Here is a 24,236-nt window from a genome sequence, read left to right on the forward strand (position 1 = left end):
CGGGGCGATGCGAAGCATCGAACCCGGAATCTCCAGGTTCCGGGTTCACGCTTCGCGCGCCCCGGAACGACGGTCATTTCCGCTTGAACCGCAGATAGGCCGCCTTGCGTCCCTCGCGCGCGGCCTTGCGGCCGTAGCGCGTCATGGTGTAGCCGGCCCATGGCTGCCTGAAGTCGTCGGCGCGTTCGGCAAGCCAGACGAAGTCCTGCGAGCGCGCAAGATGCGACAGCGTCCAGGCGCAATAATCGTCGATATCGCAGACGAAGCGGAATTCGCCGCCTCGCTTCAGCACGCGCGCCATCGCCGCGATGGTGCGGTCCTGGACGAAGCGCCGCTTCCAGTGCCGCCGCTTCGGCCAGGGATCGGGATGGATCAGGTCGATCCGCGACAGCGATGCCTGGGGCAACCAGGCCAGCAGCTCGGCGGCGTCGCCGGCGAACAGGCGGATGTTGCCGATATTGGCGGCCTCGATCTGCGTGAGGATCTTCGCCATGCCGTTGACATAGGGCTCGCAGCCGATGAAGCCGGTCGCGGCGAATTTCTGCGCCTCGGCCGCAAGATGCTCGCCGCCGCCGAAGCCGATCTCGAGCCGCACATCGTCGGTCCCGGGGCCAAAGATCTCGCGGGCGTCCGCCGGCGTCTCAGTGTGGATGTCGAGCGCAAGATGCGGCAGCAGATGATCGACCAGCTCGGCCTGGTGCTGCCTGAGCTTGTGGCCCTTGCGGCGCCCGAAGAAGGCGCGCTCGCTGTCGTCGCGATCGGGATCTGATTTGCGCTCGCTCATCGCAGCGTCTGATACAGGCGATGGAGCAGCCGCGCGCGCGGCGCAAGCGAGGAGACGTAGAGCTGCTCATAATGGGTATGCGCGCCCTTGCCGTCGACGCCAAGCCCGTCCAGCGTTGCGGTATGCGGGGCGGTGAAATTGCCGTCCGAGCCGCCGCCGGTGTGCGTATCGATCAGCTCGAAGCCGATCTCGCCGGCGAGCGTCTTCGCGTGCTCGAACAGCGCGGCGCCCGCATTGCTCTTCTCGTAGGGCGGACGGTTGAGCTCGCCGGTGACGGTGACGGTGACGCCGTCGGTTTTCGAGGTCAGGGCGAGGATTCTGCCGACGAACTCGTCGGCGTCCGCGAGGCTCAGCACGCGCAGGTCGACTTCGGCATAGGCCTCTTCCGGCGTGACGTTGGGGCGCGTGCCGCCGCGCACCACGCCGACATTGACGGAGACGCCACGGGCGAGGTCGTTCATCCCTTCCAGCGCTAGGATGACGTTGGCGAGCTCGCGGACGGCGCTGCGGCCGTCTTCGGGCCGCGAGCCGGCATGCGCCGGCACGCCCTTGACGAACACGCGGAAGCGTCCGACGCCCTTGCGTCCGGTGACGATCTTGCCGCCGTCGCGCGCCGGCTCCGTCACCAGCACGTATCTGGCCTTGCGTCCTTCCTGCTCGATCAGCGCACGCGAGGTCGGGCTGCCGATCTCCTCGTCCGAGGTGAACAGGTGCGTGATGCCGAGCGGCGAGCGATCGGCCGTCGCACACAGCGCGCCAAACGCGTGATGGGCGATGTAGGCGCCACCCTTCATGTCGTAGATGCCGGGGCCGAAGGCGACGTCGCCTTCGACCTTGAACGGCAGGCGCTCGATGAATCCCATGGGATGGACCGTATCGAGGTGGCTCAGCACCAGAATGCCCGGCTGGTCCTGGCCCCAGGTCGAACGCGCCAGGAGATGGTCTCCGCAGCCGCCGACACCGGCGACGCGCTCGAGCCTGACGGGCAAGTCGCGATATTGCTCCGCGACGACGGAGACCAGCTTGTTGATCTGCTCAGGAGCTTCCGTCGGTGTCTCGATCTCGACCCAGCGGCGGATGCCGTCGAGGATAGTTTGGGAATCGAACCAATTGGTGCTGGCCATGACTGCATCTGTGCCCTTGAATCGCATCATCGAAGCGGACGCACGACAAAGCGCGGCCACAAATGACGACATAGGCCAGATTTCACGCGGTCTCAAATCGCCATCGAGACGGCGCGTCAGCGCTTGTCGGGACCTTCCCGGGCCGCGATCTGCTCGACGAGATCGACGATCGAGCGGCGCATCTTCGAATCGGTGATTCGCGTGAACGCCTTGGTCAAGGCCAGGCCTTCGGAGGTCGCGAGAAAATCCGAGACGTAAGAGGGCGAGGCGCCTTCGCTGAAGCCATCCGGCCCCGGCACGCCGCTCGGACCGCCCTCGAACAGAAACGACACCGGCACCTGCAGGATTTCGGCGATCTGCTGGATGCGGCTCGCACCGACCCGGTTGGTGCCCTTCTCGTATTTCTGGATCTGCTGGAAAGTCAGGCCCAAAGCGTCACCGAGCTTTTCCTGGCTCATGCCCAACATGATGCGGCGCATACGCACGCGACTGCCGACATATTTGTCAACAGGGTTGGGCGCTTTCGACATTTCCTCAGCCCTCCAAACACCACCTTCAGCGCAATCAATCGCAGTGCCTCAGGTGCAAGCAACGTCAAATCAAACCCTGTTATTGGGAAACATTGCGGAGAAATTTAGCAACGCACCGCTGTCTTTTTGCAGCCGGGGCAGAATGGGGAGCCCGCATGCAGTCTGTCAACCGTGGGACTACGGTTGTCAAAAGTTTCCGGCTACCTCCGCAGCGACGGCGCAATCAGCTCTGGCGCTTGCTGACGCGTCGGCGGAGGGCCAGAAACACGGCCAGCGCGACGAGCATGGCTGCGGGCGCATCGCCCACCCGCGCGTAGACGGTCGGCGGGATCGCGGCGGGCAGATTTGCATCCAAAATGCCCTCGATTCCGAGTCCGAGGCTGGAAACGGTGCGGCCCACCGGATCGATCACTGCGGAGATGCCGGTATTGGCGGAGCGGACCAGCGGCAATCCGAGTTCGATCGCGCGCATGCGCGACTGCTCCAGATGCTGATAGGGGCCGGTCGAGATGCCGAACCAGCCGTCATTGGTGAGGTTCACGATCCAGCCGGGACGTTCGCTGCGACCGGCCACTTCGCCGGGAAAGATCGCTTCGTAGCAGATCAGCGGCAGCGCGGGCGGTGCGCCGGGGACCTGCAGCGCATGCCGTACCGTGCCGGGAATGAAGCCGCCGCGCACACGCGTCAGTTGCTCGAATCCGAGCTTCTCCATCAACGACTGGTAGGGCAGAAATTCGCCGAACGGCACCAGATGCAACTTGTCGTACACGGCCAGCACGCTGCCGTCGTGGTCGATGACATAGATCGAATTGTAGGCACGCGTGATCGGCTTGCCGGGCGGCAGGTCGGGCGCGCGGACCGAGCCCGTGATCAGCACGGTGCCTTTCGGAAGAAGGTCGGCGATCTGCGCCATCGCGTCGGCTTCGCGGGTCAGGAAGAACGGAAAGGCGGATTCCGGCCAGATCAGGATGGTGGCATCGCGCACGCCGGTCGATTGCGGGCCCGAGGCGCGGTCCGACAACGCCAGATATTTCTTCATCACCTCCGTCTTGGCGGCGTAGTTGAACTTCGCGTCCTGCTGCAGGTTCGGCTGCATCAGGCGCAGCTTGGCGCCCGCGACCATCGTGGTCGGATGCAGCGACAGGCGGATCGCGCCGAAAATGCTCATCACAAGCAGGAGCCCAATGGCCGCCGCCGACACGCGCCATGGCAGGCGGCGATCGGGTGTGCGGTCGATCAGCGTCGCCGGGCTCGCGAAGATCGCAACCGCCAGGAACGTCATGCCCCACAGGCCGATCAGCGACGCCGTCTGCGCCAGCGGCAGCGGCTCGGACAATGCATAGCCGAACGCGTTCCAGGGGAAGCCGGTCAGCGCGTGGCCGCGCAGCCACTCGCTGACGGTGAGGCTTGCTGCGAGCGCAAGCACGCGCGTGGCGTTCTTGGTCCAGAGCAGGCGCGCCAGCGCAAAGCCGATCGCCGTGAAGATGGACAGATAGGCCGGCAGGCCGAGCACGGCGAACGGCGTCAGCCAGGCGAATATATCGGCGTCGACGAAGAAGGCGTAGCCGATCCAGTAGAGCCCGGGCACGAAATAGCCGAGCCCGAACCAATAGCCGGTCAACGCGGCGGCGGGGACGCCGCCATATCGGCCGGCGCCGGCGCCGTCGATCAGCCAGACCAGCACCGGGAAGGTGATGAACAGCACGGGGAAGAGGTTGAACGGCGCCAGTGCCAGCACCGACAGCGCTCCGCACCCCATCGCGATGACCGCGCGCTTCCATCCCCAGGCGAGAATGATGGCAAGCGCGATTTGCCGAAGTCGTTGGAACGGACTCACTGCTGGCTGGTCCCGTCGCTCGGCGGCGGGCTGGGCGTGTCGCCGGCCGGCGGCTGGCTGCTGTCCGGCGCGGCCTCGCGGCGGCTTCTCTCGCGCTGGCTCCGCGGCGCGGGACGCTCCTTTCGCGTCGAGATGCGCAGCCGCTTGACGCGGCGCGGATCGGCATCGAGCACCTCGACCTCGTAGGTGCCGGGGCCCGAGATCACCTCGCCGCGCACTGGCAGGCGCCCGACGAAGCTGACGAGATAGCCGCCCAGCGTTTCCACTTCCTCGCCGGCTTCGCCGGTGACGAAATCCTCGCCGATCACCGAGCGGACGTCGTCGAGGCTGGCGCGGGCGTCGGCGATGAAGGCGTTGTCGGGCAGGCGCACGATTGAAGGCGGCTCGTCGCTATCGTGCTCGTCGTCGATCTCGCCGACGATCTGCTCGACGATGTCCTCGAGCGACACCAGCCCGTCGCTGCCGCCATATTCGTCGACCACCAGCGCGAGGTGGATGCGCGTGGCCTGCATCTGCGCCAGCAGGTCGATCGCCCGCATCGACGGCGGCACGTAGAGCAGCTTGCGGATGATGTGGGCTTCCTCGAGCGGCATCGCGAGATCGACGGCGCGCAGGTCGAGCCCGGCCGGCAGCGGCTTCTTGCGCTTGGTCTTGGTGGTTTCCGACACACGGGCACGCGCGGTCATGAAGGCGAGCAGGTCGCGGATGTGGACGATGCCGACGGGATCGTCGAGCGTCTCGTTGTAGACCACGAGGCGCGAATGGCCGGCGCTCTCGAAGCGGTCCATCAACTCGCCGAGCGGGATGTCCCGCTTCACCGCGACGACGTCGGCGCGGTGCACCATGACATCGGCGATGCGGCGCTCGTGCAGGCCGAGGATGTTGCGCAGCATGGTGCGCTCGACCGCGGAGAAGCCGGAATCGCCGGGCGTCGTCGCATCGAGCACGACCTGGAGGTCGTCGCGCACCGATCCCGCCTTCCAGCCGAACAGCGTGCGGATGGCGCGCAGCAGCCAGCCATCGGCGGCCGGGCGCATCACCTCGCCCGGCGTCACCACCGCCGGCAGATTGGCCGTGTTGCGCGGGTTGTCCTGGACCGGGTCGGAATCGGGCATCTCAGTGTGTCCCCGCGCGGTCTGCATAGGGATCGGGAATTCCAAGCTGCGCCAGGATCTGGGTCTCCAGCGCTTCCATCTCCTCGGCGTCGCCGTCGTTCTCGTGATCGTAGCCGATCAGGTGCAGGAAACCATGCACGGCGAGATGGCTCAAATGGTGGTCGAACGGCTTTTGTTCCTCGTCCGCCTCGCGCCGCATGGTCTCGTAGGCGATCGCGATGTCGCCGAGCATGCGCGGCGCATCGCCCGGCTTCCATTCGCCCTCCGGCTGAAGTGCGGGAAACGACAGCACGTTGGTCGGCTTGTCGATGCCCCGCCAGTTGCTGTTGAGGGTGCGGATGCCGGCGTCATCGGTCAGCATCACCGCCACTTCGGCGTCGGCAACGTCTTCGTCGACGCTTTCGGCGGCGGCCGCGACCGCGCGCTGGATCACGGCTTCGGAATCGGGCTCGTGCTGCCAGCAATCGGCGACAACGAGGACTTCGGTCATGGGAAGGTTGGGATGGGACATCATGTTGTCTGGGACGAAAAGGCGCAATGTCCGCGCCCTCCGGGGTCCAGCTGTTGCCTCGTCAGGATTGGCCGGTGGCCGGCCGCTGCGGCGAACCTTCGTAGGCGGCAACGATCCGCGCCACGAGTTCGTGGCGGATCACGTCCTCGGCCTTGAAATGAACTTGGGCAATGCCCTCGACGCCGTTCAACAGCCGGGTCGCTTCGGCGAGGCCCGAGGTCTGGCCGTTCGGCAGGTCGATCTGCGAAGGGTCGCCGGTGACGATCATGCGGCTGTTCTCGCCGAGACGGGTCAGGAACATCTTCATCTGCATCGACGTGGTGTTCTGCGCCTCGTCCAGGATGATGGCGGCGTTGGTGAGGGTGCGGCCGCGCATGAAGGCGAGCGGCGCGATCTCGATCTCGCCGGTCTGCAGCGCGCGCTCGACGATGCGCGCATCCATGAGGTCGTAGAGCGCATCGTAGATCGGGCGAAGATAAGGATCGACCTTCTCGCGGAGATCGCCGGGCAGGAAGCCGAGCCGCTCGCCGGCTTCCACCGCCGGACGCGACAGGATGATCTTGTCGACCTCCTTGCGCTCGAACAGCTGCGCGGCATGCGCCACCGCGAGCCAGGTCTTGCCGGTGCCGGCCGGGCCAATGCCGAACACCAGCTCGTGGCGCTTCAGCGCGCGAATGTAGGAGTCCTGCGCGGCGGTGCGCGCCCGCACCGGGCGCTTGCGCAAGTTGATGCTGTCGAAGGCCGATTTGGCCGATTTGGCGTCGAACTCGAACAGCGAGCCCTGGGCGATCACGGCGCGGATCGCGCCTTCGACCTCGCCCTGGTCGAGATCCTGTCCCTTCACGGCTTGCGCGTAGAGCATCTCCAGCACGCGGCGGGCAGCGTCGCAGCCGTCGCGGCTGCCGCCGATCGTGATGTGGTTGCCCTTGGAATCGACGACGACGCCGAGCCGCCGCTCGAGCTGCGCCAGATGCTGGCCGTAAGGGCCGACCAGCGCGGAAGCGGCGCGGTTGTCGTCGAAGTCGATGACGACCTGGGTCTCGGGCGGAACTTGCATGTCGCGGTCAAATTTGCGGCTGGGAGCGAACGAAGACGAATCCGATGCGCTTTTTGGCAAGGGTTCAGGCTCCACTGGCTTGCGATAAAGCGGGCTCGCCCGCGCTGGGCGGAATGGCGAGCTCGCCGAGAAAGCTGTAGCGCTCGAGGCTGTCGATCCGAACAGGCAGGATCTGTCCGATGATATCGGGCGAGGCCATCACGTGAGCGGGCTGGAGGAAGGCGGTGCGGCCGACGATCTGGCCGTCCTTGCGCGCCGGACGTTCGAACAGCACGTCGACCGTTGAGCCAATCGCGGCCTTGTTGAAGGCCGATTGCTGGCTGTCGATCAGTTCCTGGAGCCGCTCCAATCGCTGGTCCATCTCGGCGGGGGACACCGTCTCCTGCATGTCCGCGGCCGGCGTTCCCGGCCGGGCGGAATATTTGAACGAATAAGCCGCAGCGTAGCCGATTTGCGTGACAAGCGCGAGGGTGGCGAGAAAATCTTGCTCGCTCTCGCCGGGGAAGCCGACGATAAAATCTGATGAAAAAGCAATGTCTTGGCGCGCGGCGCGGAAACGGTCGATGACCCCGAGGTAATCAGCGGCGGTATGCTTGCGGTTCATGGCCGCCAGAATCCGGTCCGAGCCCGACTGCACCGGCAGGTGCACGAACGGCATCAGGGCACCGAGATCGCGATGGGCCGCAATCAGGCTGTCGTCGACGTCGCGCGGATGGCTGGTCGAATAGCGCAGCCGCGCGATGCCGGGGATCTTGGCCAGATGCTCGAGCAGCCGGCCGAGCGGCCAGGTTTTTCCGTCGGGCCCCTCGCCGTGATAGGCGTTGACGTTCTGCCCGATCAGGGTGAGCTCGCGCACGCCGTTATCGGCGAGCCGCTTCACGTCGTCGACGATCTTGGCGACGGGGCGAGAGACTTCGGCACCGCGGGTATAGGGGACGACGCAGAAGGTGCAGAACTTGTCGCAGCCTTCCTGCACGGTGACGAAGGCCGAAATGCCGCGCGCCCGGATCGCGTCGGGCTTCGGCTGGGCCAGGAAGCCGAACTTGTCGGCGGCCGGAAATTCGGTCTCGATCGCGCGGCCTTCGTTGCCGGCGCGCTTCAAGAGCTCCGGCAGATGATGATAGCTCTGCGGCCCCACCACGACGTCCACGACCGGCGCGCGGCGCACGATCTCCTCGCCCTCGGCCTGCGCCACGCAGCCGGCGACCGCGATCTGCATCGCGCGGCCGCCGCGCGCGGCCTCGTCCTTGGCGACGCGCAGGCGCCCGAGCTCCGAATAGACCTTCTCGGACGCCTTTTCGCGGATATGGCAGGTGTTGAGGATGACGAGATCGGCCTCCTCGGCGCTCGCGGTCTCCACGAATCCCTCCGGCGCCAGCGTGTCCACCATGCGCTGGGCATCGTAGACGTTCATCTGGCAGCCATATGATTTGATGTGCAGCTTGCGCGGCGGCGTCATGGAACCCGAAAATGGCGGTGGAGGGCGGCCTTCAGATATAGGCTGGGGCGGCGAAAATCCAGCGAATGGAGCCCTCCAAACCGTCATTCCGGGGCGCGACGCAGTCGCGAACCCGGAATCCCGAGGGATTTCGCGCAAGATTCCGGGTTCGATACTGTGCATCGCCCCGGAACGACTGCAAGAATCAGCCCGCCAAAGCGTCGGCCTCGACCCGCCGGACCAACTCGGGCAGCTGATGCATGTCGGCGAAGAGCAGGTCGGCGCCGGCCTCGCGCAGCGTTTCGGCATAGCCGTCGCGGCAATGGCTGCCCCCGTAAAAGCCGAACACCGTCATGCCGGCCGCCCGGGCACCGGCTATCCCGGCCAGGCTGTCCTCGATCACGACGCAGCGCTGGGGCGGCACGCCCATTTCCCTGGCCGCGAACAGGAACAGGTCCGGCGCAGGCTTGCCGTTCTTCACCTGCGAGGCGGAGAAAATGTTCGGCGCGAGGCGCTCATAGAGGCCGGTGCTCCCGAGGCTCACGCGCATGCGTTGGTGCGAGCCGCTCGATGCGACGCAGACGTGTTGCGTGACGACATCGAGCACGTCATGGATACCTCGGATCGCTTCGAGGTCGGCCTCGAACGCGCGGAACAGCTCCTCCTGGAGATCGCCGTGATAGGCCTCGGGCAGCTTGCGGCCAAGCTCGGTCTCGATCTCAAGATTGGCCTGCTTCGTCGAACGGCCGAGGAAGCGGTCGAACACCTGCTCCGAGGTGATCGGATAGCCGTGCCGCGTCAGCACGTCGGCATGGGCGCGGCAGGAGATCACCTCGCTGTCCACCAGCACGCCGTCGCAATCGAAGATGATGAGATCGATGGACACTAAGCTCAATTCGTCGGCTTGTCGTCGTCGAGCGGGACGCAATAGAGCTCGAGCCGGTGGTCGACCAGCTTGTAGCCGAGCTTGCGGGCAATCTCCGCCTGGAGCTTCTCGATCTCCTCGGAGGTGAACTCGATCACCTTGCCGTCGCGCAGATTGATGAGGTGGTCGTGATGGCTGTCGCGCATGGTTTCGTAGCGCGCGCGGCCCTCGCGGAAGTCATGGCGCTCGATGATGCCGGCATCCTCGAACAGCTTGACGGTGCGATACACGGTCGAGATCGAGATCTTGTCGTCGACGGCGACGCAGCGCCGGTACAATTCCTCGACATCGGGATGATCGACTGATTCCGCGAGCACGCGGGCGATGACACGGCGCTGCTCGGTCATGCGCATGCCGGTGGCGGCACAGCGCGCCTCGATGCCGGACGCCTTGGATGCGGAAGAAGGTTTCAGTGCGGTCATTGTTTGTCTGCCTGGCAGGGGCGCTTTCTGCCACCGATGTTACGACAAGTCACGCCGCATCAGAAGGGCGTTCAATTGTTCCCCGTTCGGCTGCTTATAGTAGCGTTCGCGGCGCCCGACCACCACGAATCCGCACCCGGCGTAGAGCCGCCGCGCCGGCTGGTTGTTTTCCTCGACCTCGAGAAATATTGTGCGGACGCCGCGCCCGGCGAGGTGGCCGAGATGGGTCATCAGCAGCGTGCGGGAGAGGCCGCGGCCGCGATAGGCCTCGTCCACCGCGATCGAGAGGATTTCCGCTTCGTCCGCCCCGATCCGGGATATCGCGAAGCCGATGGTCCGGCGTCCCAGGCGCAGGCGATGCACCAGCGTGTTGCGCTCATTGAGCATGGCCTCGAATTCGCCTTCGCCCCAGCCGTGCGCGAAGGAGGCGCCGTGCAGCTGCGCCAGCCGCGCGGCGTCGCGCATGGATGCGGGCTCGACGGCGGCGGTGCCGCCGCGCCACCATTGCGACAGCCATCTCATCATGAGGTTGCAGCGTGTGCTGCGAACGGCGGAGCTGCGGCGGGCTTTGCGTCGGGTGCCTTCAGGTAGAATGGCCGCGCCGGATTTGTCGCGGGATCGGCTGCCGCGCCGAGCCAGGAGACCCAGCCGATATCCGGCGCTGCCTGCGTGTCGACCGCGACCGGTTGCTCACCATCTTTCGGCCAGCGCTCGGCGAGGATGTTTGCGGCATTGCCGACCAGGTGAGGCGCGCCGAACTGCGAGGCCGCGATCGCCTCGTCGATGGCAGCGATGCGCGGCCGCACCAGCTGGCTGCCGTCGCCGGCGACGATCTGGAAATAGACGTGGTCGTGCCGCGCATCGATCGCGGAGATCACCGGCGCGGATTTGCTCTGGCCGACGACGGCGGCAGCGTACGCCGACAAGGTGGTAAGGCCGATCGCCGGCCGCGCGGCCGCGAGCGCAAGGCCGCGCGCCGCCGAAATGCCGACGCGCAGGCCGGTGAAGCTTCCGGGGCCGACGGTGACCGCGATGCGGTCGAGCGCGGTGAAGGTGACATTGGCCGATTGCATGACGCGCGCGATCATCGGCATCAAGGCCTCGGCGTGGCCGCGCTTCATCAGAAGCTGCTCCTGCGCAAGCAGCTCGGCCGCTTCGGTGTCGAGCACCGCGACGGAGCAGGCGTCGAGCGCAGTATCGATGGCGAGGATCAGCATAACGCGATCATAGCATTGCCAATCGCACGATGCCCAATGTTCTTGCCGTCATGGCCGGGCTTGTCCCGGCCATCCACGCCTTTGCGGCCCCTAGAACGTGGATGCCCGGGACAAGCCCGGGCATGACGAAGGAAGTGGTGGGCAGATAGCGCGGTTCACATCGGCCGGACTTCGACCACGTCGGGCACGAAGTGCTTGAGCAGGTTCTGGATGCCGTGCTGCAGCGTCGCGGTCGATGACGGGCAGCCGGAGCAGGCGCCCTTCATGTTGAGATAGACGATGCCGTCCTTGAAGCCGCGGAAGGTGATGTCGCCGCCGTCATTGGCGACCGCCGGCCGCACACGGGTCTCGATCAGGTCCTTGATCATGTCGACCGTTTCGGCATCGGCCTCGTCGAAGAACTCGTCCTCGTCGTCGAGATCGGCATCGCCTTGCGCCGCGCCGTCGGCCAGCAGCGGCGCGCCGGACATGTAGTGCTCCATGATGGCACCGAGGATCGCGGGCTTGAGCTGCTGCCATTCACCGTTCGCCTTGGTCACGGTGATGAAATCCGATCCGTAGAACACGCCGGTGACGCCGGGCACCTCGAACAGCTTCTCGGCCAGCGGCGAGCGCGTCGCGGCCTCGCGGCTCGAAAACTCCACCGGGCTGCCGTCGACGACGACGCGGCCGGGAATGAATTTCAGCGTGGCGGGATTGGGGGTGGCTTCGGTTTGAATGAACATGGTTTTCTCCAGACGTCGCCGGTTCAAGGCCGGCGCGTTGCCTCTTCCCTAGCAGATGGCGACGGGGAACGCACGATCAAGGGGAGGGAATGGCGTTTCGCTGTTATATCAGCGGGTTAAGGATGTTCTTGCTTACCCTCCCCTGGAAGGAGAGGGTCGATCGCGCAACGCGCGAGCGGGTGGGGTGATCTCTCTACACGGGCAGCGTTCGTGGTGGAGAGACCGTCACCCCACCTCGTCTCATGTCTCGCTGCGCTCGACATGAGCCGACCCTCCCCCTCCAGGGGAGGGTAAGAGCGCCGTCCCTACGACAGCGAATCCACGCTTTCGTCGCTCAATGCGCCTGAAATGATGGTCACGGGGATTGGGAACGTCCCCACGGCATGCGCGAGCAATGAGACCAGCGGCCCCGGACCTTCGGCGCCGGGATTGGCGGCGAGCACCAGCATGGCGATGTCGGGGTCCTCGTCGATCACGGCGAGCAATTGTTCCATCGGCGCGCCCTCGCGGATCACCCGCTCCGGGGTGATCGCGGCAATGCCGTTGGCGCGGCCCGCGGCGCGGTCGAGCGCGGCTTCGGCGGCTTCCTGGGCTTCGGCGCGCATAATGTCGGCGACCCCCAGCCATTCCTGGCTCTGCTGCTCCGGCTCGACGATGCGCAGCATCACCACGCCGCCGCCGGCGCGAATCGCCCAGCGGCTGGCATAGTAGACCGCGCGATCCCATTCGGCGGTGTCGTCGACGACGACGAGGCATTTGGGCTTGTGACCCGGCTCGAAGCAAAGTCGCTTGCTGGTCATGCATGTCCCGGCGAGTGCATGGCGCGCATGCTGCCACACTCCCGCAAGCTTGGGGAGGGGAGATGCGGGTCGGCGCTCAAGCGCCGACCGTCTTCAGCGCCGGCGGATGAAGCCGACGATGTCCTTGGACAGCTTCATCGTCTCGTCGGCGATGGCGCGGGCCCGGTCGGAGCCGTCGATGAGGATCGCGTCGATATGGCCGGGGTCGGCGACGAGGCGCTTCATTTCGCCCGCGATCGGCGCCAGCTTGGTGACGCACAGCTCCGCCAGTGCGTTCTTGAAGCTGGAGAACTGACCGCCGCCGAAATCCCGGAGCACGTCGGCCTTGGAGCGTCCGGAGAGCGCGGCGAAGATGCCGACGAGATTGTCGGCTTCGGGCCGCGCCTCGAGACCCTTCTCCTCGGTCGGCAGCGGCTCCGGGTCGGTCTTCGCCTTGCGGATCTTCTGCGCGATGGTATCGGCGTCGTCTGTCAGATTGATGCGCGAATTGTCCGATGCATCCGACTTCGACATCTTCTTGGTGCCGTCGCGCAAGCTCATCACGCGCGTTGCCGGGCCCGTGATCAGAGGTTCCGGCAGCGGGAAGAACAGCCCGTCATTGGTGCCCTGGGCGCGGATGGAATCGCCGAAATCGTTGTTGAACTTCTGCGCGATGTCGCGCGAGAGCTCGAGATGCTGCTTCTGGTCCTCGCCGACCGGCACGTGTGTGGCCCGGTACAAAAGGATGTCGGCGGCCATCAGCACGGGATAGTCGAACAGCCCGACCGAGGCGTTCTCGCGGTCCTTGCCGGCCTTCTCCTTGAACTGGGTCATGCGGCCGAGCCAGCCCATGCGCGCGACGCAATTGAAGATCCAGGCAAGCTCGGCATGGCCCGAGACCTGGCTCTGGTTGAACACGATGTGCTTCTTGGGATCGATGCCGGCTGCGATGAACGCCGCGGTGACCTCGCGGGTGTTGCGCGTGAGCTCGGCCGGTCCGCCCCAGACGTCGACGCCCTGCGTGATCGCGTGCATGTCGACGACGCAATAGATGCAGTTGTGGGTTTCCTGCATCTTCACGAAGTTGACGATCGCGCCGAGATAGTTGCCGAGGTGCAGATTGCCCGTCGGCTGGACGCCCGAAAAGACCCGTTCAACGAATGGCATGGTCAGCCTTCCCATAGGTATTCGGCCGTCGTTTCCAACAGCGGCGCTGCCCCGTCAAGGGCAAATCGACCTCTCCCGATGGGAGAGGTGAAGAGCCCTCAGCGCGCATTCTAATGAGCGGGACGCTTCAAGGCGTTGACCGCCTCGCGCCACGAGGCCGCCCCCACGATCTGCAGCATCAGGCCGTAGACGGCGATGCCGGCCCCGATCTGCAGGCCCAGCACGACGAAGCGGACGAGGCCGTGCGCCTCCGAGTGCACGAGACCCGTGGTCAGCCAGAGCAGGGCGCCCATCGCAGCCGCCGCGAGCACGATCCGCGGCAGCCGGCTGCGGGCGGCCGCATCCACCGAGAAGCCGAACTCGGCCGCACCTTTCCGCAGCAGGGAGAGCGCGCTGCTCCAGGCCCCGGCCGCGATGCTCGCCGCGATCCCGCTTGCGCCGAAGAAATGGCCGAGCAGCACGGCCAGCACGACGGCGACCGCAAAACCCTTGGCGGTGGCGAGCAGCGGCGTCATCGTGTCGCTGCGGGCATAGAAGGCCGGCGACAGGGCCTTGATCAGCACGTGAGCCGGCAGGCCCAGCGCCAGCCATATCAGCGCACGCGCGGTCGCCATGCTGTCCTCGGTGCTGAAAGCGCCGTGCTCGAACAGCAGCCGTACGATCGGCTCGGCCAATACGATCAGGCCGAGCGTCGCCGGCAGCGCCAGCCCGGCCGCCAGCTCGAGCGCGCGCGATTCGGCATGCACCACTGCGTCCCTGTCGGAGCTGGCGACGGCGCGCGTCAGCTCCGGCACCAGCACGGTGCCCATGGCGACGCCGACGATGCCGAGCGGCAGTTCGATCAGCCGGTTGGCGAAATAGAGCCAGGATACCGCGGACGGGGTCGCGGATGCGATGATGGCGCCAGCCACCATCAGCCATTGCGGGCCGGAGCTTGCGATCATGCCGGGAACGGCCTTGGCGAAGAAAGCGCGCATCTCCTCGTCGAAGCTGACGCGCAGCGGCGTTGCGAGGCGCGCGCTTCGCTGCGAGAGCAGCATCGCGAGTTGCAGCAGTCCGGCGACGCCGACGGTGGCCGCCAGCAGCCAGGCGGCGACACCCGCGTCGGCATGCCAGACGAGCAGCATCGCGATCGCCGCGATCAGCGCGATGTTGAACAGCAGCGGCGAGAAGGCGGTGAGGGCAAATCGCCCCTGCGCGTTCAGCAGGCCCATCAGCACCGTGACGGGTCCGGCAAAAGCGAGATAGGGCAGCATCAGCCGCGCGTTGGCGACGGCCAGATCGAGCGTCGCGCTGCCGAGAAAGCCGGGCGCGATCATCGTGATGATCAGTGGCATCACCAGCGCGATCACGATCGAGATCGCGACCAGGGCCGCGCTGACCGTGCCAAGCATGCGTCCTGCGAATGCAGCGGCGGCCTTCTCGCCATCGCGCTCGCGCACCCGCAGCCAGGCCGGGATCAGCGCCGCGTTCAGCGCCCCCTCGCTGAGCAGCCGGCGCACCACGTTGACGAGCTGGAAGGCCGCCAGGAACGCGTCCGCCACGGCGCCGGTGCCCAACAGGGCGGCAATCATGGAATCGCGCGCAAAACCCAGCAGCCGCGAGGCCAGTGTTCCCGTCGAGACGGTCAGGAAGGAGCGGATCATTGCTCTTTAGTTCATCCCGTTGCTTGCTCGCGCACGGCCGGGCGTGATAGGCCGCAAGCCGGATTTCAGGCTGACAGGAAGCGGATTTTCGCAGGGTTCGCAATCCGCCAAACAGGATCAAGGTGAATGGCTGACGTGAAATATGACGTTCTCGGCATCGGCAACGCGCTGTTCGACGTGCTGGTCAGGACCGACGAGGCTTTTCTGGTCAAGCACGGCATGGCCAAAGGCAGCATGTCCCTGATCGATGAGGCGCGGGCGGCGGCCATCTACAAGGACATGGGGCCGGCCACGGAGGTCTCGGGCGGCTCGGCGGCCAACACCATCGTCGGCATCGGCAGCCTGGGGGCGCGCGCCGCCTATGTCGGCAAGGTCAAGGACGACCAGATCGGCAAGCTCTATGTCCACGACATCCGCGCCGCCGGCGTCGCCTTCAATACGCCCGCCGCCAAGGACGGTCCCGCCACCGGCTGCTCCTACATCCTCGTCACGGATGACGGCGAGCGCACCATGAACACCTATCTCGGCGCGGCGCAGGACCTGTCGCCCGCCGACATCGACCCGGCCGAGATCGCCGGCGCCGGGATCGTCTATCTCGAGGGCTATCTCTGGGACCCCAAGAACGCCAAGGACGCCTTCGTCAAGGCGGCCAAGATCGCTCATGACGCCAAGCGCAAGGTGGCGCTGACGTTGTCGGATTCGTTCTGCGTCGACCGCTATCGCGACGAGTTTCTCTCTCTGATGCGCAACGGCACCGTCGACATCGTCTTTGCCAACGAGTCCGAGCTGCATTCGCTCTACATGACCTCGGACTTCGACACCGCGCTGAAGCAGCTGCGCAACGACGTCAATCTCGGCGTGGTCACCCGCAGCGAGAAGGGCTGCATGGTGGTCTCGTCTGAAGATGCCGTCGCTGCGCCGGCCTTCCCGGTCGACAAGGTGGTCGATACCACCGGCGCCGGCGATCTCTTCGCCGCGGGCTTCCTGTATGGCCTGGCGCGCAATCTGGCCTACAAGCAGTGCGGCGAGCTCGGTGCGCTCGCCGCCGCCGAAGTGATCCAGCACATCGGCGCCCGTCCGCTGGTGTCGCTGAAGGAGCTGGCGCAGCAGCGCGGGCTGACGAGGTAGGGCGCGCGACACTTTCCTCCGTCATTGCGAGCGTAGCAAAGCAATCCAATCTGTCTCCGCGGCGAGATTCTGGATTGCTTCGTCGCAAGAGCTCCTCGCAATGACAGCGAGCCTCACGCCGTCTTCGCCGCCTTCAGCCCCAGCCGCTGCTCCACCGCATCGCGCATCACGAATTTCTGGATCTTGCCCGTCACCGTCATCGGGAATTCGTCGACGAACTCGACGTAGCGCGGGATCTTGTTGTGGGCGATCTGGCCGTCGCAGAAGGCGCGCACCTCCTGGGCCGTCAGCGTCTCGCCCGGCCTGACGCGGATCCAGGCGCAGAGCTCCTCGCCGTAGCGGGTGTCGGCGACGCCGAAGATCTGTACGTCCTGGATCTTGGGGTGACGGTACAAGAACTCCTCGATCTCGCGCGGATAGAGGTTCTCGCCGCCGCGGATCACCAGATCCTTGATTCGGCCCACGATGTTGCAATAGCCTGATACGTCGATGGTGGCGAGATCGCCGGTGTGCATCCAGCCATTGGCGTCGAGCACGTCGGCGGTCTTCTCCTTTTCCTCCCAATAGCCCAGCATGACGCTGTAGCCGCGGGTGCAGAGCTCGCCGCGTTCGCCGCGCTTGACGATCTTGCCTTCGAGATCGACGACCTTGACCTCGACATGCGGGTGAATGCGGCCGACGGTGGAGACGCGCCGCTCCAGCGGATCGTCGGTTGCGCTCTGGAAGCTGACCGGGCTGGTCTCGGTCATGCCATAGGCAATGGTGACCTCGCGCATGTTCATCTCGGTGTTGACGCGCTTCATCACCTCGATCGGGCAGGGCGCGCCGGCCATGATGCCGGTGCGCAATGATTTCAAATTGAACGTCTTGAACTCGGGGTGATCGAGCTCGGCGATGAACATGGTCGGCACGCCGTACAGCGCCGTGCATTTCTCCTGTTCGACCGCGCGCAGCGTCGCGAGCGGATCGAAGCCCTCGCCTGGGTAGACCATGGTTGCGCCGAGCGTGACCGAGGCGAGGTTGCCCATCACCATGCCGAAGCAATGATAGAGTGGCACCGGAATGCAGATGCGGTCCTGTTCGGTCAGGCGCATGGCGCGTCCAGTGAAATAGCCGTTGTTGAGGATGTTGTGGTGGGTCAGCGTGACACCCTTCGGCGATCCCGTGGTGCCGCTGGTGAACTGGATGTTGACGGGGTCGTCGAATTGCAGGACAGCGCCGAGCTGGGCAAGCCGTTCGCGATGCGCGGCCCGGCCCATCCCCGCGACCTCTTCGAACGGGATCGTGCCCGATGCCGCCGGGCCGCCGATCTGGATCACCATCCGCAAGGCCGGCAATCGCGCCGCTTGCAAGTGTCCGGGCGTGGCCCCCGCCAGCTCCGGCAGCAGCGTGTTGAGCATCTCCATGTAATTGCTGGTCTTGAACGCGGTGGCGGTGACGATCGCCGCGCAGCCGACCTTCTTCAGCGCGAATTCCAGCTCGCTGAGGCGGTAGGCCGGATTGATCGTCACCAGGATCAGGCCGGCCTTGGCAGCGGCGAACTGGGTCAGCGTCCATTCCGGCCGGTTCAGCGACCAGATGCCGATCCGCTCGCCGCGTTCGAGCCCCAGCGCGAGAAAGCCCGCGGCGAGCGCGTCGACCCGCTCGGCGAATTCTCTCCAGGTCCATCTGACGCCGTGGCTGGGCGAGACCAGCGCCTCGCGATTGCCCCAGCGCCGGACCGCACGGTCGAGGCTGCGACCGATGGTGTCGCCGAGCAGCGGCGTGTCCGAGACGCCGCAAACGTAGCTATCCGCTTTATCAGCCAAGTCGTCTTTATCAGCCAAGTCGTCCATCGAGTCTAAACCCCCTCGTCAAAAATAGCCGGCATAGTCTCTCAGTCGTCATGCCCGGGCTTGACCCGCCTGCGCGGCCAAAGCCGCTTCGACGCGGCGAAGGCCCCGGCATCCACGTCTTTGTGCCTGCGGCGGCACGTGGATGGCCGGGACAAGCCCGGCCATGACGGGTGGTGAGAGCCCTACACTCACGCCGCCTTCTGCCCGCTTCCGGCAGCATCGAGCCCGGCATAGACCCCACGCTCGAATCCCGCGAACGCCTCCAGGCATTTCGCATCGGCGAACGGGAGCAGCTGCATCAGGATCACGCCGGTGACGTCGCGGGCAGGATCGATCCAGTAATAGGTGTTGGCAAGGCCCGCCCAGGCGAGGCTGCCGGCGCTGCGGCCTTCGGCGGTCTTGGCGGTGTTGATCATGAAGCTGAGGCCCCACTTCTTCACCTGCTCCGGATAGAGATCGACGTCGTTGGTGTACATCGGCGCCGCCGTGGTCATCTTGGTCATGGCGAGATCGCCGATGTGGTTCTGCCCCATCGTCGCGACGGTCTCGGCCTTCAGCACCTGGTTGCCGTTGCCGCGGCCCTTGTTGAGAATCATCTGGGTGAACTTGATGTAGTCCGCCGCGGTCGAGTACAGGCCGCCGCCACCCATGTGGAATTCAGGCTCCTGCTCGAGCTCGAACGGAATCGATGCGAGTTGGCCGTCCTCGCCGCGCGCATGCATGCCGACGAGGCGCTTGCGCATGCTCTCGGTGATCTTGAACGCCGTGTCGCTCATGCCGAGCGGGTTGAACAGATTGTCGCGCAAATAGGCGTCCAGCCGCTTGCCGCTGACGGCTTCCAGCGCCTTGCCGACGAAATCGATGTTGGTGCCGTACTCCCAGCGCGTGCCGGGGTCGGTCATGACAGGGGTCTTCAGCGCCGCGTTCTGGCAGGTGGTGATGGCGGGAATGCCGTGCTTGTCGAGATAGACCGCGAGATCGCCGTTCCACATATTGTAGCAGAAGCCGGCGGTGTGGGTCATGAGCTGGCGCAGCGTGATCGGCCGCTTGGCCGGCCGCAGCTTGGCCTCGCCCCTGGCATCGAAGCCTTCAAGCACCTGCGGATTGGCGAGATCGGGCAATACCTCACCGATTGGCGCATCCAGGGACAGCTTGCCCTGCTCGACCAGCTGCATCGCGCCCGCTGTCGTCACCGCCTTCGTCATCGAGGCGATCCAGAACACGCTGTCGGCGGTCATCGGATCGGGCTTGGACAGATCGCGCTTTCCGAACGCGCCCTGATACAGCACGTCGTTACCGCTGGCGGCGATGGCGACGACGCCAGGGATCTCCTTGGCCTCGCTTTTCTGACGCAGGATCTCGTCGATCTCAGCTTTGCTTTGCATGGCGTTTCCTCGGGTTTGATTATTGTTGGAAGCGATCAATTGTCCTCCCGGATGTCCGGCGCGGCAAGCGCATCTGTGGACCTGCGCCGGTCGCGATGTCGTGACTTGACGATCTTGATCTAGCGCAGGACGACAACGCGGCTGAGCGCCTACGCTCTTTTGCAATCTGCGGTGGATCGACGTGCCTCGCTTCACCTTGGATGGGTTTCACGCGATGGCTTCGCGGTTCTCGAGCCCTTGAAACATTTCGTGAGCTGCCGCGTTCAGCACTCGGCCCGATCGACGAGCCGATAAGACTTGATGCAAATGTTGTCGGCCGTGGATGGGCGGCGAGGGGGACCTCAGATGATTTCGACCTGGAGCGAATGGAAGCGCTATCCCCGTCCCGGACGGGGTGAGAACCTGGAGGCGCCGATTTCGCCTGGGATCTACGAGGTCCGCGTCGCCGGCACCGGCGCACTCTACTCCTTCGGCGCGGTGGACAATCTGGCGCAGGCGCTGGCGCTGCTGCCGGTCGGCTCGAAGTCATGGTTCGGCCGCCGCGACACGTCTCACGTCCCGGATCTCGAATACCGGACCTGCGCGACGTCCACGAAGGCCGACGCCAAGGCGGCCGCCGAGCGCATGATCGGCCGCCGTGAGACTTATATGAGCGGCGCGGCGTAACCACTGACAGTATCTGCTTCCGCGTTCGCGGTGGCCACCTCTCCCCGCTGGGGAGAGGTGAAGAACCAGCCGCTCCCGACTTGGCTATCAGCAGATGTGCGTTACGGGCGGTGCATTCGGCACCGCTTGGCCCTATATTCCGGGCCGATCCGATCGCCCCAAGTCCGATTGCCTAAGGGAGTACGCCATGACACCGACCGCCGCCGCACGCGCCCCGCAAGCCACCGCCACCCTGCGCGACCGGCTGAAGGACCCCTCGCTCCTGAAGGAGGCCTGCTACATCGACGGGGCCTGGGTCGGCACGCCGGTGTTCGCCGTCAATAATCCCGCGACCGGTGTCGAGCTGGCAAAGGTCCCGCAGCTGGGCGCGGACGAGACCACCAGGGCGGTCGAAGCCGCTCAGCGCGCGTTTCCGGCCTGGGCCAAGCATACCGCCAAGCAGCGCTCCAACATCCTGCGCAAATGGTTCGAGCTGATCATCGCCAACCGCGAGGACCTCGCGCTGATCCTCACCTCGGAGCAGGGCAAGCCGCTCTCGGAGGCGCTCGGTGAGGTCGATATCGGCGCTGCCTATATCGAATTCTTCGCCGAGGAAGCGAGGCGCGTCTATGGCGAGACCATTCCGAGCCAGCGGCCCGATGCGCGGCTGCTCGCGATCAAGCAGCCGATCGGCGTCTGCGGCGCCATCACGCCGTGGAATTTCCCGAACTCGATGATCACGCGCAAGGTGTCCCCGGCGCTCGCGGCCGGTTGCACCGTGGTGCTCAAGCCCGCCAACGAGACGCCGCTGTCGGCGCTGGCGCTCGCGGTGCTGGCCGAGAAGGCCGGCATCCCCAAGGGCGTGCTCAACATCGTCACGGGTGACGCGCCGCCGATCGGCAAGGTGCTGTGCGAGCATCCGGCGGTGCGCTTCGTCGGCTTCACCGGCTCGACCGCGGTCGGCAAGATCCTCTACCAGCAGGCCTCAGTCGGCGTGAAGCGGCTTGGCCTCGAGCTCGGCGGCAACGCGCCCTTCGTGGTGTTCGACGACGCCGACATCGACGCCGCGGTCGAGGGCGCCATCGTCTCGAAATATCGCAACATGGGCCAGACCTGCGTCTGCGCCAACCGCATCTACGCCCAGGACAAGATCTACGACGAGTTCGTGAAGAAGCTGTCGGCAAAGGTCGCGGCGATGAAGATCGGCGACGGCACCGAGAGCGGCGTCACGCAAGGCCCGCTGATCAACATGAAGGCGATCGACAAGGTCGAGCGTCACATCGCCGACGCCGTCAAGCGCGGTGCCAAGGTCGTGACCGGCGGCAAGCGCAGCGAGCTCGGCCGCTCGTTCTTCGAGCCGACCGTGCTGGCCGACGTCAAGCCGGATTCGCTGGTGTCGCAGGAGGAGACCTTCGGTCCGCTCGCGCCGGTGATCCGCTTCAAGGACGAGGCCGACGTCATCGCGATGTGCAACGCCTCGCCGTTCGGCCTGGCCTCGTATTTCTACTCCCGCGATATCGGCCGCGTCTGGCGCGTCGCCGAAGCGCTGGAATCGGGCATGGTCGGCGTCAACACCGGCCTGATCACCACCGAGGTCGCGCCGTTCGGCGGCGTCAAGGAAAGCGGCCTCGGCCGTGAAGGCTCGCGTCACGGCATGGAAGAATATGTCGAGATCAAATACGTGATGATGGCGGGGGTGTAGCCGCCAGCATCGCTTGACGCAGGTCAAGCGGCTTCGGGCAAGACCGCCTAATTTGGCGCGTGCGGCACCATAGGGGTGGCGCGCGCGCGCAGGATTTGCGGCTCAGCTCATGCTGATGAGGACCTCTTTAGCCCTGGGTGAAAAGCAACTTCTCGGCCGCTTCTGGCAGAGCGCCTCAGGATACTGGCGCGGACCAACCGCCTGGACAGCGTGGCTTTTAGTGGTCGCGTTGATCGTCAACGTCGTCCTGCAACTCCTGACGCAGTACGGGCTGAACTTTTGGAACCGGGATTTCTTCAACGCCATCGGCCGGAAGGATCAGGCTGAGCTGCTGTACCAGGCAGTTCGGTTTGTGCCGCTGGCCGCGGCGAGCATCGCTTTGACCGTGTTCTCGGTGTGGGCGCGGATGACCCTGCAGCGTTCGTGGCGGGAGTGGCTGAGCAATTGCCTCTACAGCGACTGGCTGACGGACGATCGTCGTCCGAGGCGCAGCGCCATCGAGGGACATCACGAGGCGCCGGAATATCGCATTGCCGAAGACGCCAGGGTTGCGACCGACCTCCCGATCGATCTGGTCACCGGCCTGCTTCAATCGGTGCTTACGATCGCAACCTTCGTCGGGTTGCTATGGTCGGTCGGTGGTAGCCTCGAGATCGCGTTCGACGGCATCGCCTTTGCGATTCCCGGTTACCTCGTCCTCGCGGTGATCGCGTATTCCGCGCTGCTGGCGATCGGCATCTGGCTGACAGCCGGGCGGCTGACCCGGGTCATCGAGGAGAACAAGCGCATGGAAGCCGAGTTGCGGGCGATCGGAACCCATGTGCGCGAGACCCGCGAAGGCAAGGTGGTGCCGGAGGCCGGCATGAATAGCCGCCACGCCGTCGGCGCCGCCTTGAAAGCCGTGATTGCGATCTGGCGGATCTACTGCTGGCAATTGATGCGGATGACGTTGGTCACTTATTCGGGTCTGCTGGTGACGCCGGTGGTCGGCCTGCTGCTTTGCCTGCCCAAGTACCTCGACGACACCATGACGCTCGGCGAAGTGGTTCAGGCGTCGGCAGCATTCGTCGTTGTCCAGACCGCCTTCAACTGGTTCACGGACAATTATGCCAAGCTCGCGGAATGGACGGCGTCCGCCAACCGGGTTGCCGAGCTGCTGCTGGCTCTGGATGCCGATCGCGCCCCCCAGCGCTGAAGCCGGTCATCGATCGATCCTTGCCCAACACACCGTGTCGTCGGACGCTTGAGACCACGCGCGTTGCGCCGCGACGGCTAAGTGGAAGCTAAATCTTCAGCTCCGTTCCGGTCACGCGCCGATACGCTTCCAGATATCGCCTGCTGGTCGCTTCCACCACGCTCGCCGGCAGCGGCGGCGGGGGGGCGTCGCCGTTCCAGCGGCCGGCGCGGCGCTCGACGTCGAGATAGTCGCGCAAGGGCTGCTTGTCGAAGCTCGCCTGCGGCTGGCCGGGCTTGTAGGAATCGACCGCCCAGAAGCGCGACGAATCCGGCGTCATGACTTCGTCGATCAGGATGATGCGGCCGTCCTTGTCGCGGCCGAACTCGAATTTGGTGTCAGCGATGATGATGCCCTGCTCGCGTGCCAGCTCCTCGCCGAGCGTGTAGATCGCGCGCGTCATGCTCTCCAGCGTGTAGGCGACCTCGTCGCCGACGACCGCGCGCATCTTTGCGATGGTGATGTTTTCGTCATGGCCGGTCTCGGCCTTGGTCGCCGGGCTGAAGATCGCCGGCTCCAGCTCCTCGCTCTCGACCAGGCCGGCCTTGAGCTTCTCGCCGGCGAGCGTGCCTGAGGCCGCGTACTCCTTCCAGGCCGAGCCCGAGAGATAACCGCGGATCACGCATTCGATCGGGAATACGGTGGTGCGCTTGCACAGCATGGCGCGGCCGAGGATCTCGGCGCGGTGCGATTTCAACGCCGGCACGGCGGCGACGATCTCATCGGTGTCCGCGCTGATCATGTGATGCGGCACCACGCCTTCGAGCTCGTTGAACCAGAACGCGCTGATCTGCGTCAGCACCGCGCCCTTCATCGGGATGGTCTCGCCCATCACCACGTCGAAGGCGCTGATGCGGTCGGTGGTGACGAGCAGCAGACGATCATCGTCGACGGCATAGATATCGCGCACCTTGCCGCGTCCGATCGTGGGCAGGGGCAGGTCGCTGGAGAGCATGGCGGTCATCGGTAAAGCTTTCGCGGACAAGGCCTTCAGGCAGAACATCCGGCCGCACCTGATGGCGCGGCCGGA

The 24,236-nt window shown here is 65.7% G+C and carries 23 protein-coding genes; 4 read left to right on the forward strand and 19 right to left on the reverse strand.

Annotated elements, in window-relative coordinates:
- Positions 1 to 73: 73 nt before the first annotated feature.
- The 16 genes from trmB to murJ form a co-directional block, all read right to left on the reverse strand.
- Positions 74 to 784 (reverse strand): tRNA (guanosine(46)-N7)-methyltransferase TrmB, encoded by a 711-nt coding sequence (gene trmB, locus WI560_RS00755; RefSeq protein WP_375306501.1) that lies wholly within the window; start codon positions 782 to 784, stop codon positions 74 to 76.
- Positions 781 to 1,938, reverse strand: coding sequence for a M20 family metallopeptidase (locus WI560_RS00760; RefSeq protein WP_375306502.1), 1,158 nt, complete (start codon positions 1,936 to 1,938; stop codon positions 781 to 783). Before WI560_RS00760 ends, trmB begins: the two co-directional genes overlap by 4 nt.
- An 86-nt stretch (positions 1,939 to 2,024) precedes the next feature.
- Positions 2,025 to 2,438: a helix-turn-helix domain-containing protein gene (locus tag WI560_RS00765; RefSeq protein WP_028133651.1), complete on the reverse strand. Its 414-nt coding sequence runs from the start codon at positions 2,436 to 2,438 to the stop codon at positions 2,025 to 2,027.
- A gap of 223 nt (positions 2,439 to 2,661) precedes the next feature.
- Positions 2,662 to 4,275, reverse strand: coding sequence for an apolipoprotein N-acyltransferase (gene lnt, locus WI560_RS00770; protein WP_375306503.1), 1,614 nt, complete (start codon positions 4,273 to 4,275; stop codon positions 2,662 to 2,664).
- On the reverse strand, positions 4,272 to 5,390 hold the full coding sequence (locus tag WI560_RS00775) for a hemolysin family protein (protein WP_375306504.1): 1,119 nt from the start codon (positions 5,388 to 5,390) through the stop codon (positions 4,272 to 4,274). Before WI560_RS00775 ends, lnt begins: the two co-directional genes overlap by 4 nt.
- A 1-nt stretch (position 5,391) precedes the next feature.
- The gene (gene ybeY, locus WI560_RS00780) at positions 5,392 to 5,880 is read right to left on the reverse strand and encodes an rRNA maturation RNase YbeY (RefSeq protein WP_257178984.1); all 489 of its coding nucleotides are present in this window, start codon (positions 5,878 to 5,880) and stop codon (positions 5,392 to 5,394) included.
- An 82-nt stretch (positions 5,881 to 5,962) separates the two neighbouring features.
- Positions 5,963 to 6,958: a PhoH family protein gene (locus tag WI560_RS00785; RefSeq protein WP_257178983.1), complete on the reverse strand. Its 996-nt coding sequence runs from the start codon at positions 6,956 to 6,958 to the stop codon at positions 5,963 to 5,965.
- 64 nt (positions 6,959 to 7,022) lie between these two features.
- Entirely contained in the window at positions 7,023 to 8,417 is a 1,395-nt protein-coding gene (gene miaB / locus WI560_RS00790) for a tRNA (N6-isopentenyl adenosine(37)-C2)-methylthiotransferase MiaB (protein ID WP_375306505.1), read from the reverse strand.
- 184 nt (positions 8,418 to 8,601) lie between these two features.
- On the reverse strand, positions 8,602 to 9,282 hold the full coding sequence (locus WI560_RS00795; protein WP_375306506.1) for an HAD family hydrolase: 681 nt from the start codon (positions 9,280 to 9,282) through the stop codon (positions 8,602 to 8,604).
- 5 nt (positions 9,283 to 9,287) lie between these two features.
- Positions 9,288 to 9,743 carry a Fur family transcriptional regulator gene (locus tag WI560_RS00800; protein WP_061028170.1) on the reverse strand — a complete coding sequence of 152 codons (456 nt, stop codon included), beginning with the start codon at positions 9,741 to 9,743 and terminating at the stop codon, positions 9,288 to 9,290.
- Positions 9,744 to 9,782: 39 nt separating this feature from the next.
- Entirely contained in the window at positions 9,783 to 10,268 is a 486-nt protein-coding gene (gene rimI, locus WI560_RS00805) for a ribosomal protein S18-alanine N-acetyltransferase (RefSeq protein ID WP_375306507.1), read from the reverse strand.
- On the reverse strand, positions 10,265 to 10,960 hold the full coding sequence (gene tsaB / locus WI560_RS00810; protein WP_375306508.1) for a tRNA (adenosine(37)-N6)-threonylcarbamoyltransferase complex dimerization subunit type 1 TsaB: 696 nt from the start codon (positions 10,958 to 10,960) through the stop codon (positions 10,265 to 10,267). Before tsaB ends, rimI begins: the two co-directional genes overlap by 4 nt.
- 155 nt (positions 10,961 to 11,115) lie before the next feature.
- Positions 11,116 to 11,685, reverse strand: a complete 570-nt coding sequence (locus WI560_RS00815; protein WP_375306509.1) for a NifU family protein — start codon at positions 11,683 to 11,685, stop codon at positions 11,116 to 11,118.
- A 305-nt stretch (positions 11,686 to 11,990) separates the two neighbouring features.
- Positions 11,991 to 12,485: a universal stress protein gene (locus tag WI560_RS00820; RefSeq protein WP_375306510.1), complete on the reverse strand. Its 495-nt coding sequence runs from the start codon at positions 12,483 to 12,485 to the stop codon at positions 11,991 to 11,993.
- A 93-nt stretch (positions 12,486 to 12,578) separates the two neighbouring features.
- Positions 12,579 to 13,631 (reverse strand): tryptophan--tRNA ligase, encoded by a 1,053-nt coding sequence (trpS, locus tag WI560_RS00825; RefSeq protein ID WP_375306511.1) that lies wholly within the window; start codon positions 13,629 to 13,631, stop codon positions 12,579 to 12,581.
- A gap of 110 nt (positions 13,632 to 13,741) precedes the next feature.
- Positions 13,742 to 15,277, reverse strand: coding sequence for a murein biosynthesis integral membrane protein MurJ (gene murJ, locus WI560_RS00830; RefSeq protein ID WP_375306512.1), 1,536 nt, complete (start codon positions 15,275 to 15,277; stop codon positions 13,742 to 13,744).
- A 126-nt stretch (positions 15,278 to 15,403) separates the two neighbouring features.
- On the opposite strand from murJ, the gene WI560_RS00835 reads away from it, so the two are divergent.
- Entirely contained in the window at positions 15,404 to 16,405 is a 1,002-nt protein-coding gene (locus tag WI560_RS00835; protein ID WP_375306513.1) for an adenosine kinase, read from the forward strand.
- A 113-nt stretch (positions 16,406 to 16,518) separates the two neighbouring features.
- On the opposite strand, the gene WI560_RS00840 is transcribed toward WI560_RS00835, so the two are convergent.
- Positions 16,519 to 18,213, reverse strand: a complete 1,695-nt coding sequence (locus WI560_RS00840; protein WP_375306514.1) for an AMP-binding protein — start codon at positions 18,211 to 18,213, stop codon at positions 16,519 to 16,521.
- Positions 18,214 to 18,428: 215 nt separating this feature from the next.
- The gene (locus WI560_RS00845) at positions 18,429 to 19,625 is read right to left on the reverse strand and encodes a serine hydrolase domain-containing protein (RefSeq protein ID WP_375306515.1); all 1,197 of its coding nucleotides are present in this window, start codon (positions 19,623 to 19,625) and stop codon (positions 18,429 to 18,431) included.
- Positions 19,626 to 19,970: 345 nt separating this feature from the next.
- Between WI560_RS00845 and WI560_RS00850 the strand changes: the two genes are divergently transcribed.
- The 3 genes from WI560_RS00850 (at position 19,971) to WI560_RS00860 (ending at position 23,167) form a co-directional block, all read left to right on the forward strand.
- The gene (locus WI560_RS00850) at positions 19,971 to 20,291 is read left to right on the forward strand and encodes a hypothetical protein (protein WP_027572396.1); all 321 of its coding nucleotides are present in this window, start codon (positions 19,971 to 19,973) and stop codon (positions 20,289 to 20,291) included.
- A gap of 187 nt (positions 20,292 to 20,478) precedes the next feature.
- Entirely contained in the window at positions 20,479 to 21,972 is a 1,494-nt protein-coding gene (locus WI560_RS00855) for an NAD-dependent succinate-semialdehyde dehydrogenase (RefSeq protein ID WP_375306516.1), read from the forward strand.
- 109 nt (positions 21,973 to 22,081) lie between these two features.
- The gene (locus tag WI560_RS00860; RefSeq protein ID WP_375306517.1) at positions 22,082 to 23,167 is read left to right on the forward strand and encodes an SbmA/BacA-like family transporter; all 1,086 of its coding nucleotides are present in this window, start codon (positions 22,082 to 22,084) and stop codon (positions 23,165 to 23,167) included.
- A gap of 88 nt (positions 23,168 to 23,255) precedes the next feature.
- Here the strand turns inward: WI560_RS00860 and WI560_RS00865 are convergent, their stop codons facing one another.
- Positions 23,256 to 24,170 (reverse strand): phosphoribosylaminoimidazolesuccinocarboxamide synthase, encoded by a 915-nt coding sequence (locus tag WI560_RS00865; RefSeq protein WP_375306518.1) that lies wholly within the window; start codon positions 24,168 to 24,170, stop codon positions 23,256 to 23,258.
- Positions 24,171 to 24,236 lie beyond the last annotated feature (66 nt).

Origin of the sequence: Bradyrhizobium sp. A11, assembly GCF_042077125.1 — a bacterium.
Classification (GTDB): domain Bacteria; phylum Pseudomonadota; class Alphaproteobacteria; order Rhizobiales; family Xanthobacteraceae; genus Bradyrhizobium; species Bradyrhizobium japonicum_B.

Bases quoted from the DNA above. Each gene is read 5' to 3' on its own strand.
- miaB (WP_375306505.1), bottom strand. From the start codon at position 8,417: ATGACGCCGCCGCGCAAGCTGCACATCAAATCATATGGCTGCCAGATG.
- WI560_RS00855 (WP_375306516.1), top strand. From the start codon at position 20,479: ATGACACCGACCGCCGCCGCACGCGCCCCGCAAGCCACCGCCACCCTG.
- WI560_RS00860 (WP_375306517.1), top strand. From the start codon at position 22,082: ATGCTGATGAGGACCTCTTTAGCCCTGGGTGAAAAGCAACTTCTCGGC.
- WI560_RS00835 (WP_375306513.1), top strand. From the start codon at position 15,404: ATGGCTGACGTGAAATATGACGTTCTCGGCATCGGCAACGCGCTGTTC.
- WI560_RS00785 (WP_257178983.1), bottom strand. From the start codon at position 6,958: ATGCAAGTTCCGCCCGAGACCCAGGTCGTCATCGACTTCGACGACAAC.
- WI560_RS00760 (WP_375306502.1), bottom strand. From the start codon at position 1,938: ATGATGCGATTCAAGGGCACAGATGCAGTCATGGCCAGCACCAATTGG.
- rimI (WP_375306507.1), bottom strand. From the start codon at position 10,268: ATGATGAGATGGCTGTCGCAATGGTGGCGCGGCGGCACCGCCGCCGTC.
- WI560_RS00850 (WP_027572396.1), top strand. From the start codon at position 19,971: ATGATTTCGACCTGGAGCGAATGGAAGCGCTATCCCCGTCCCGGACGG.
- WI560_RS00820 (WP_375306510.1), bottom strand. From the start codon at position 12,485: ATGACCAGCAAGCGACTTTGCTTCGAGCCGGGTCACAAGCCCAAATGC.
- WI560_RS00865 (WP_375306518.1), bottom strand. From the start codon at position 24,170: ATGACCGCCATGCTCTCCAGCGACCTGCCCCTGCCCACGATCGGACGC.
- murJ (WP_375306512.1), bottom strand. From the start codon at position 15,277: ATGATCCGCTCCTTCCTGACCGTCTCGACGGGAACACTGGCCTCGCGG.
- WI560_RS00765 (WP_028133651.1), bottom strand. From the start codon at position 2,438: ATGTCGAAAGCGCCCAACCCTGTTGACAAATATGTCGGCAGTCGCGTG.
- trpS (WP_375306511.1), bottom strand. From the start codon at position 13,631: ATGCCATTCGTTGAACGGGTCTTTTCGGGCGTCCAGCCGACGGGCAAT.
- ybeY (WP_257178984.1), bottom strand. From the start codon at position 5,880: ATGACCGAAGTCCTCGTTGTCGCCGATTGCTGGCAGCACGAGCCCGAT.
- WI560_RS00845 (WP_375306515.1), bottom strand. From the start codon at position 19,625: ATGCAAAGCAAAGCTGAGATCGACGAGATCCTGCGTCAGAAAAGCGAG.
- WI560_RS00800 (WP_061028170.1), bottom strand. From the start codon at position 9,743: ATGACCGCACTGAAACCTTCTTCCGCATCCAAGGCGTCCGGCATCGAG.
- WI560_RS00815 (WP_375306509.1), bottom strand. From the start codon at position 11,685: ATGTTCATTCAAACCGAAGCCACCCCCAATCCCGCCACGCTGAAATTC.
- WI560_RS00775 (WP_375306504.1), bottom strand. From the start codon at position 5,390: ATGCCCGATTCCGACCCGGTCCAGGACAACCCGCGCAACACGGCCAAT.
- trmB (WP_375306501.1), bottom strand. From the start codon at position 784: ATGAGCGAGCGCAAATCAGATCCCGATCGCGACGACAGCGAGCGCGCC.
- tsaB (WP_375306508.1), bottom strand. From the start codon at position 10,960: ATGCTGATCCTCGCCATCGATACTGCGCTCGACGCCTGCTCCGTCGCG.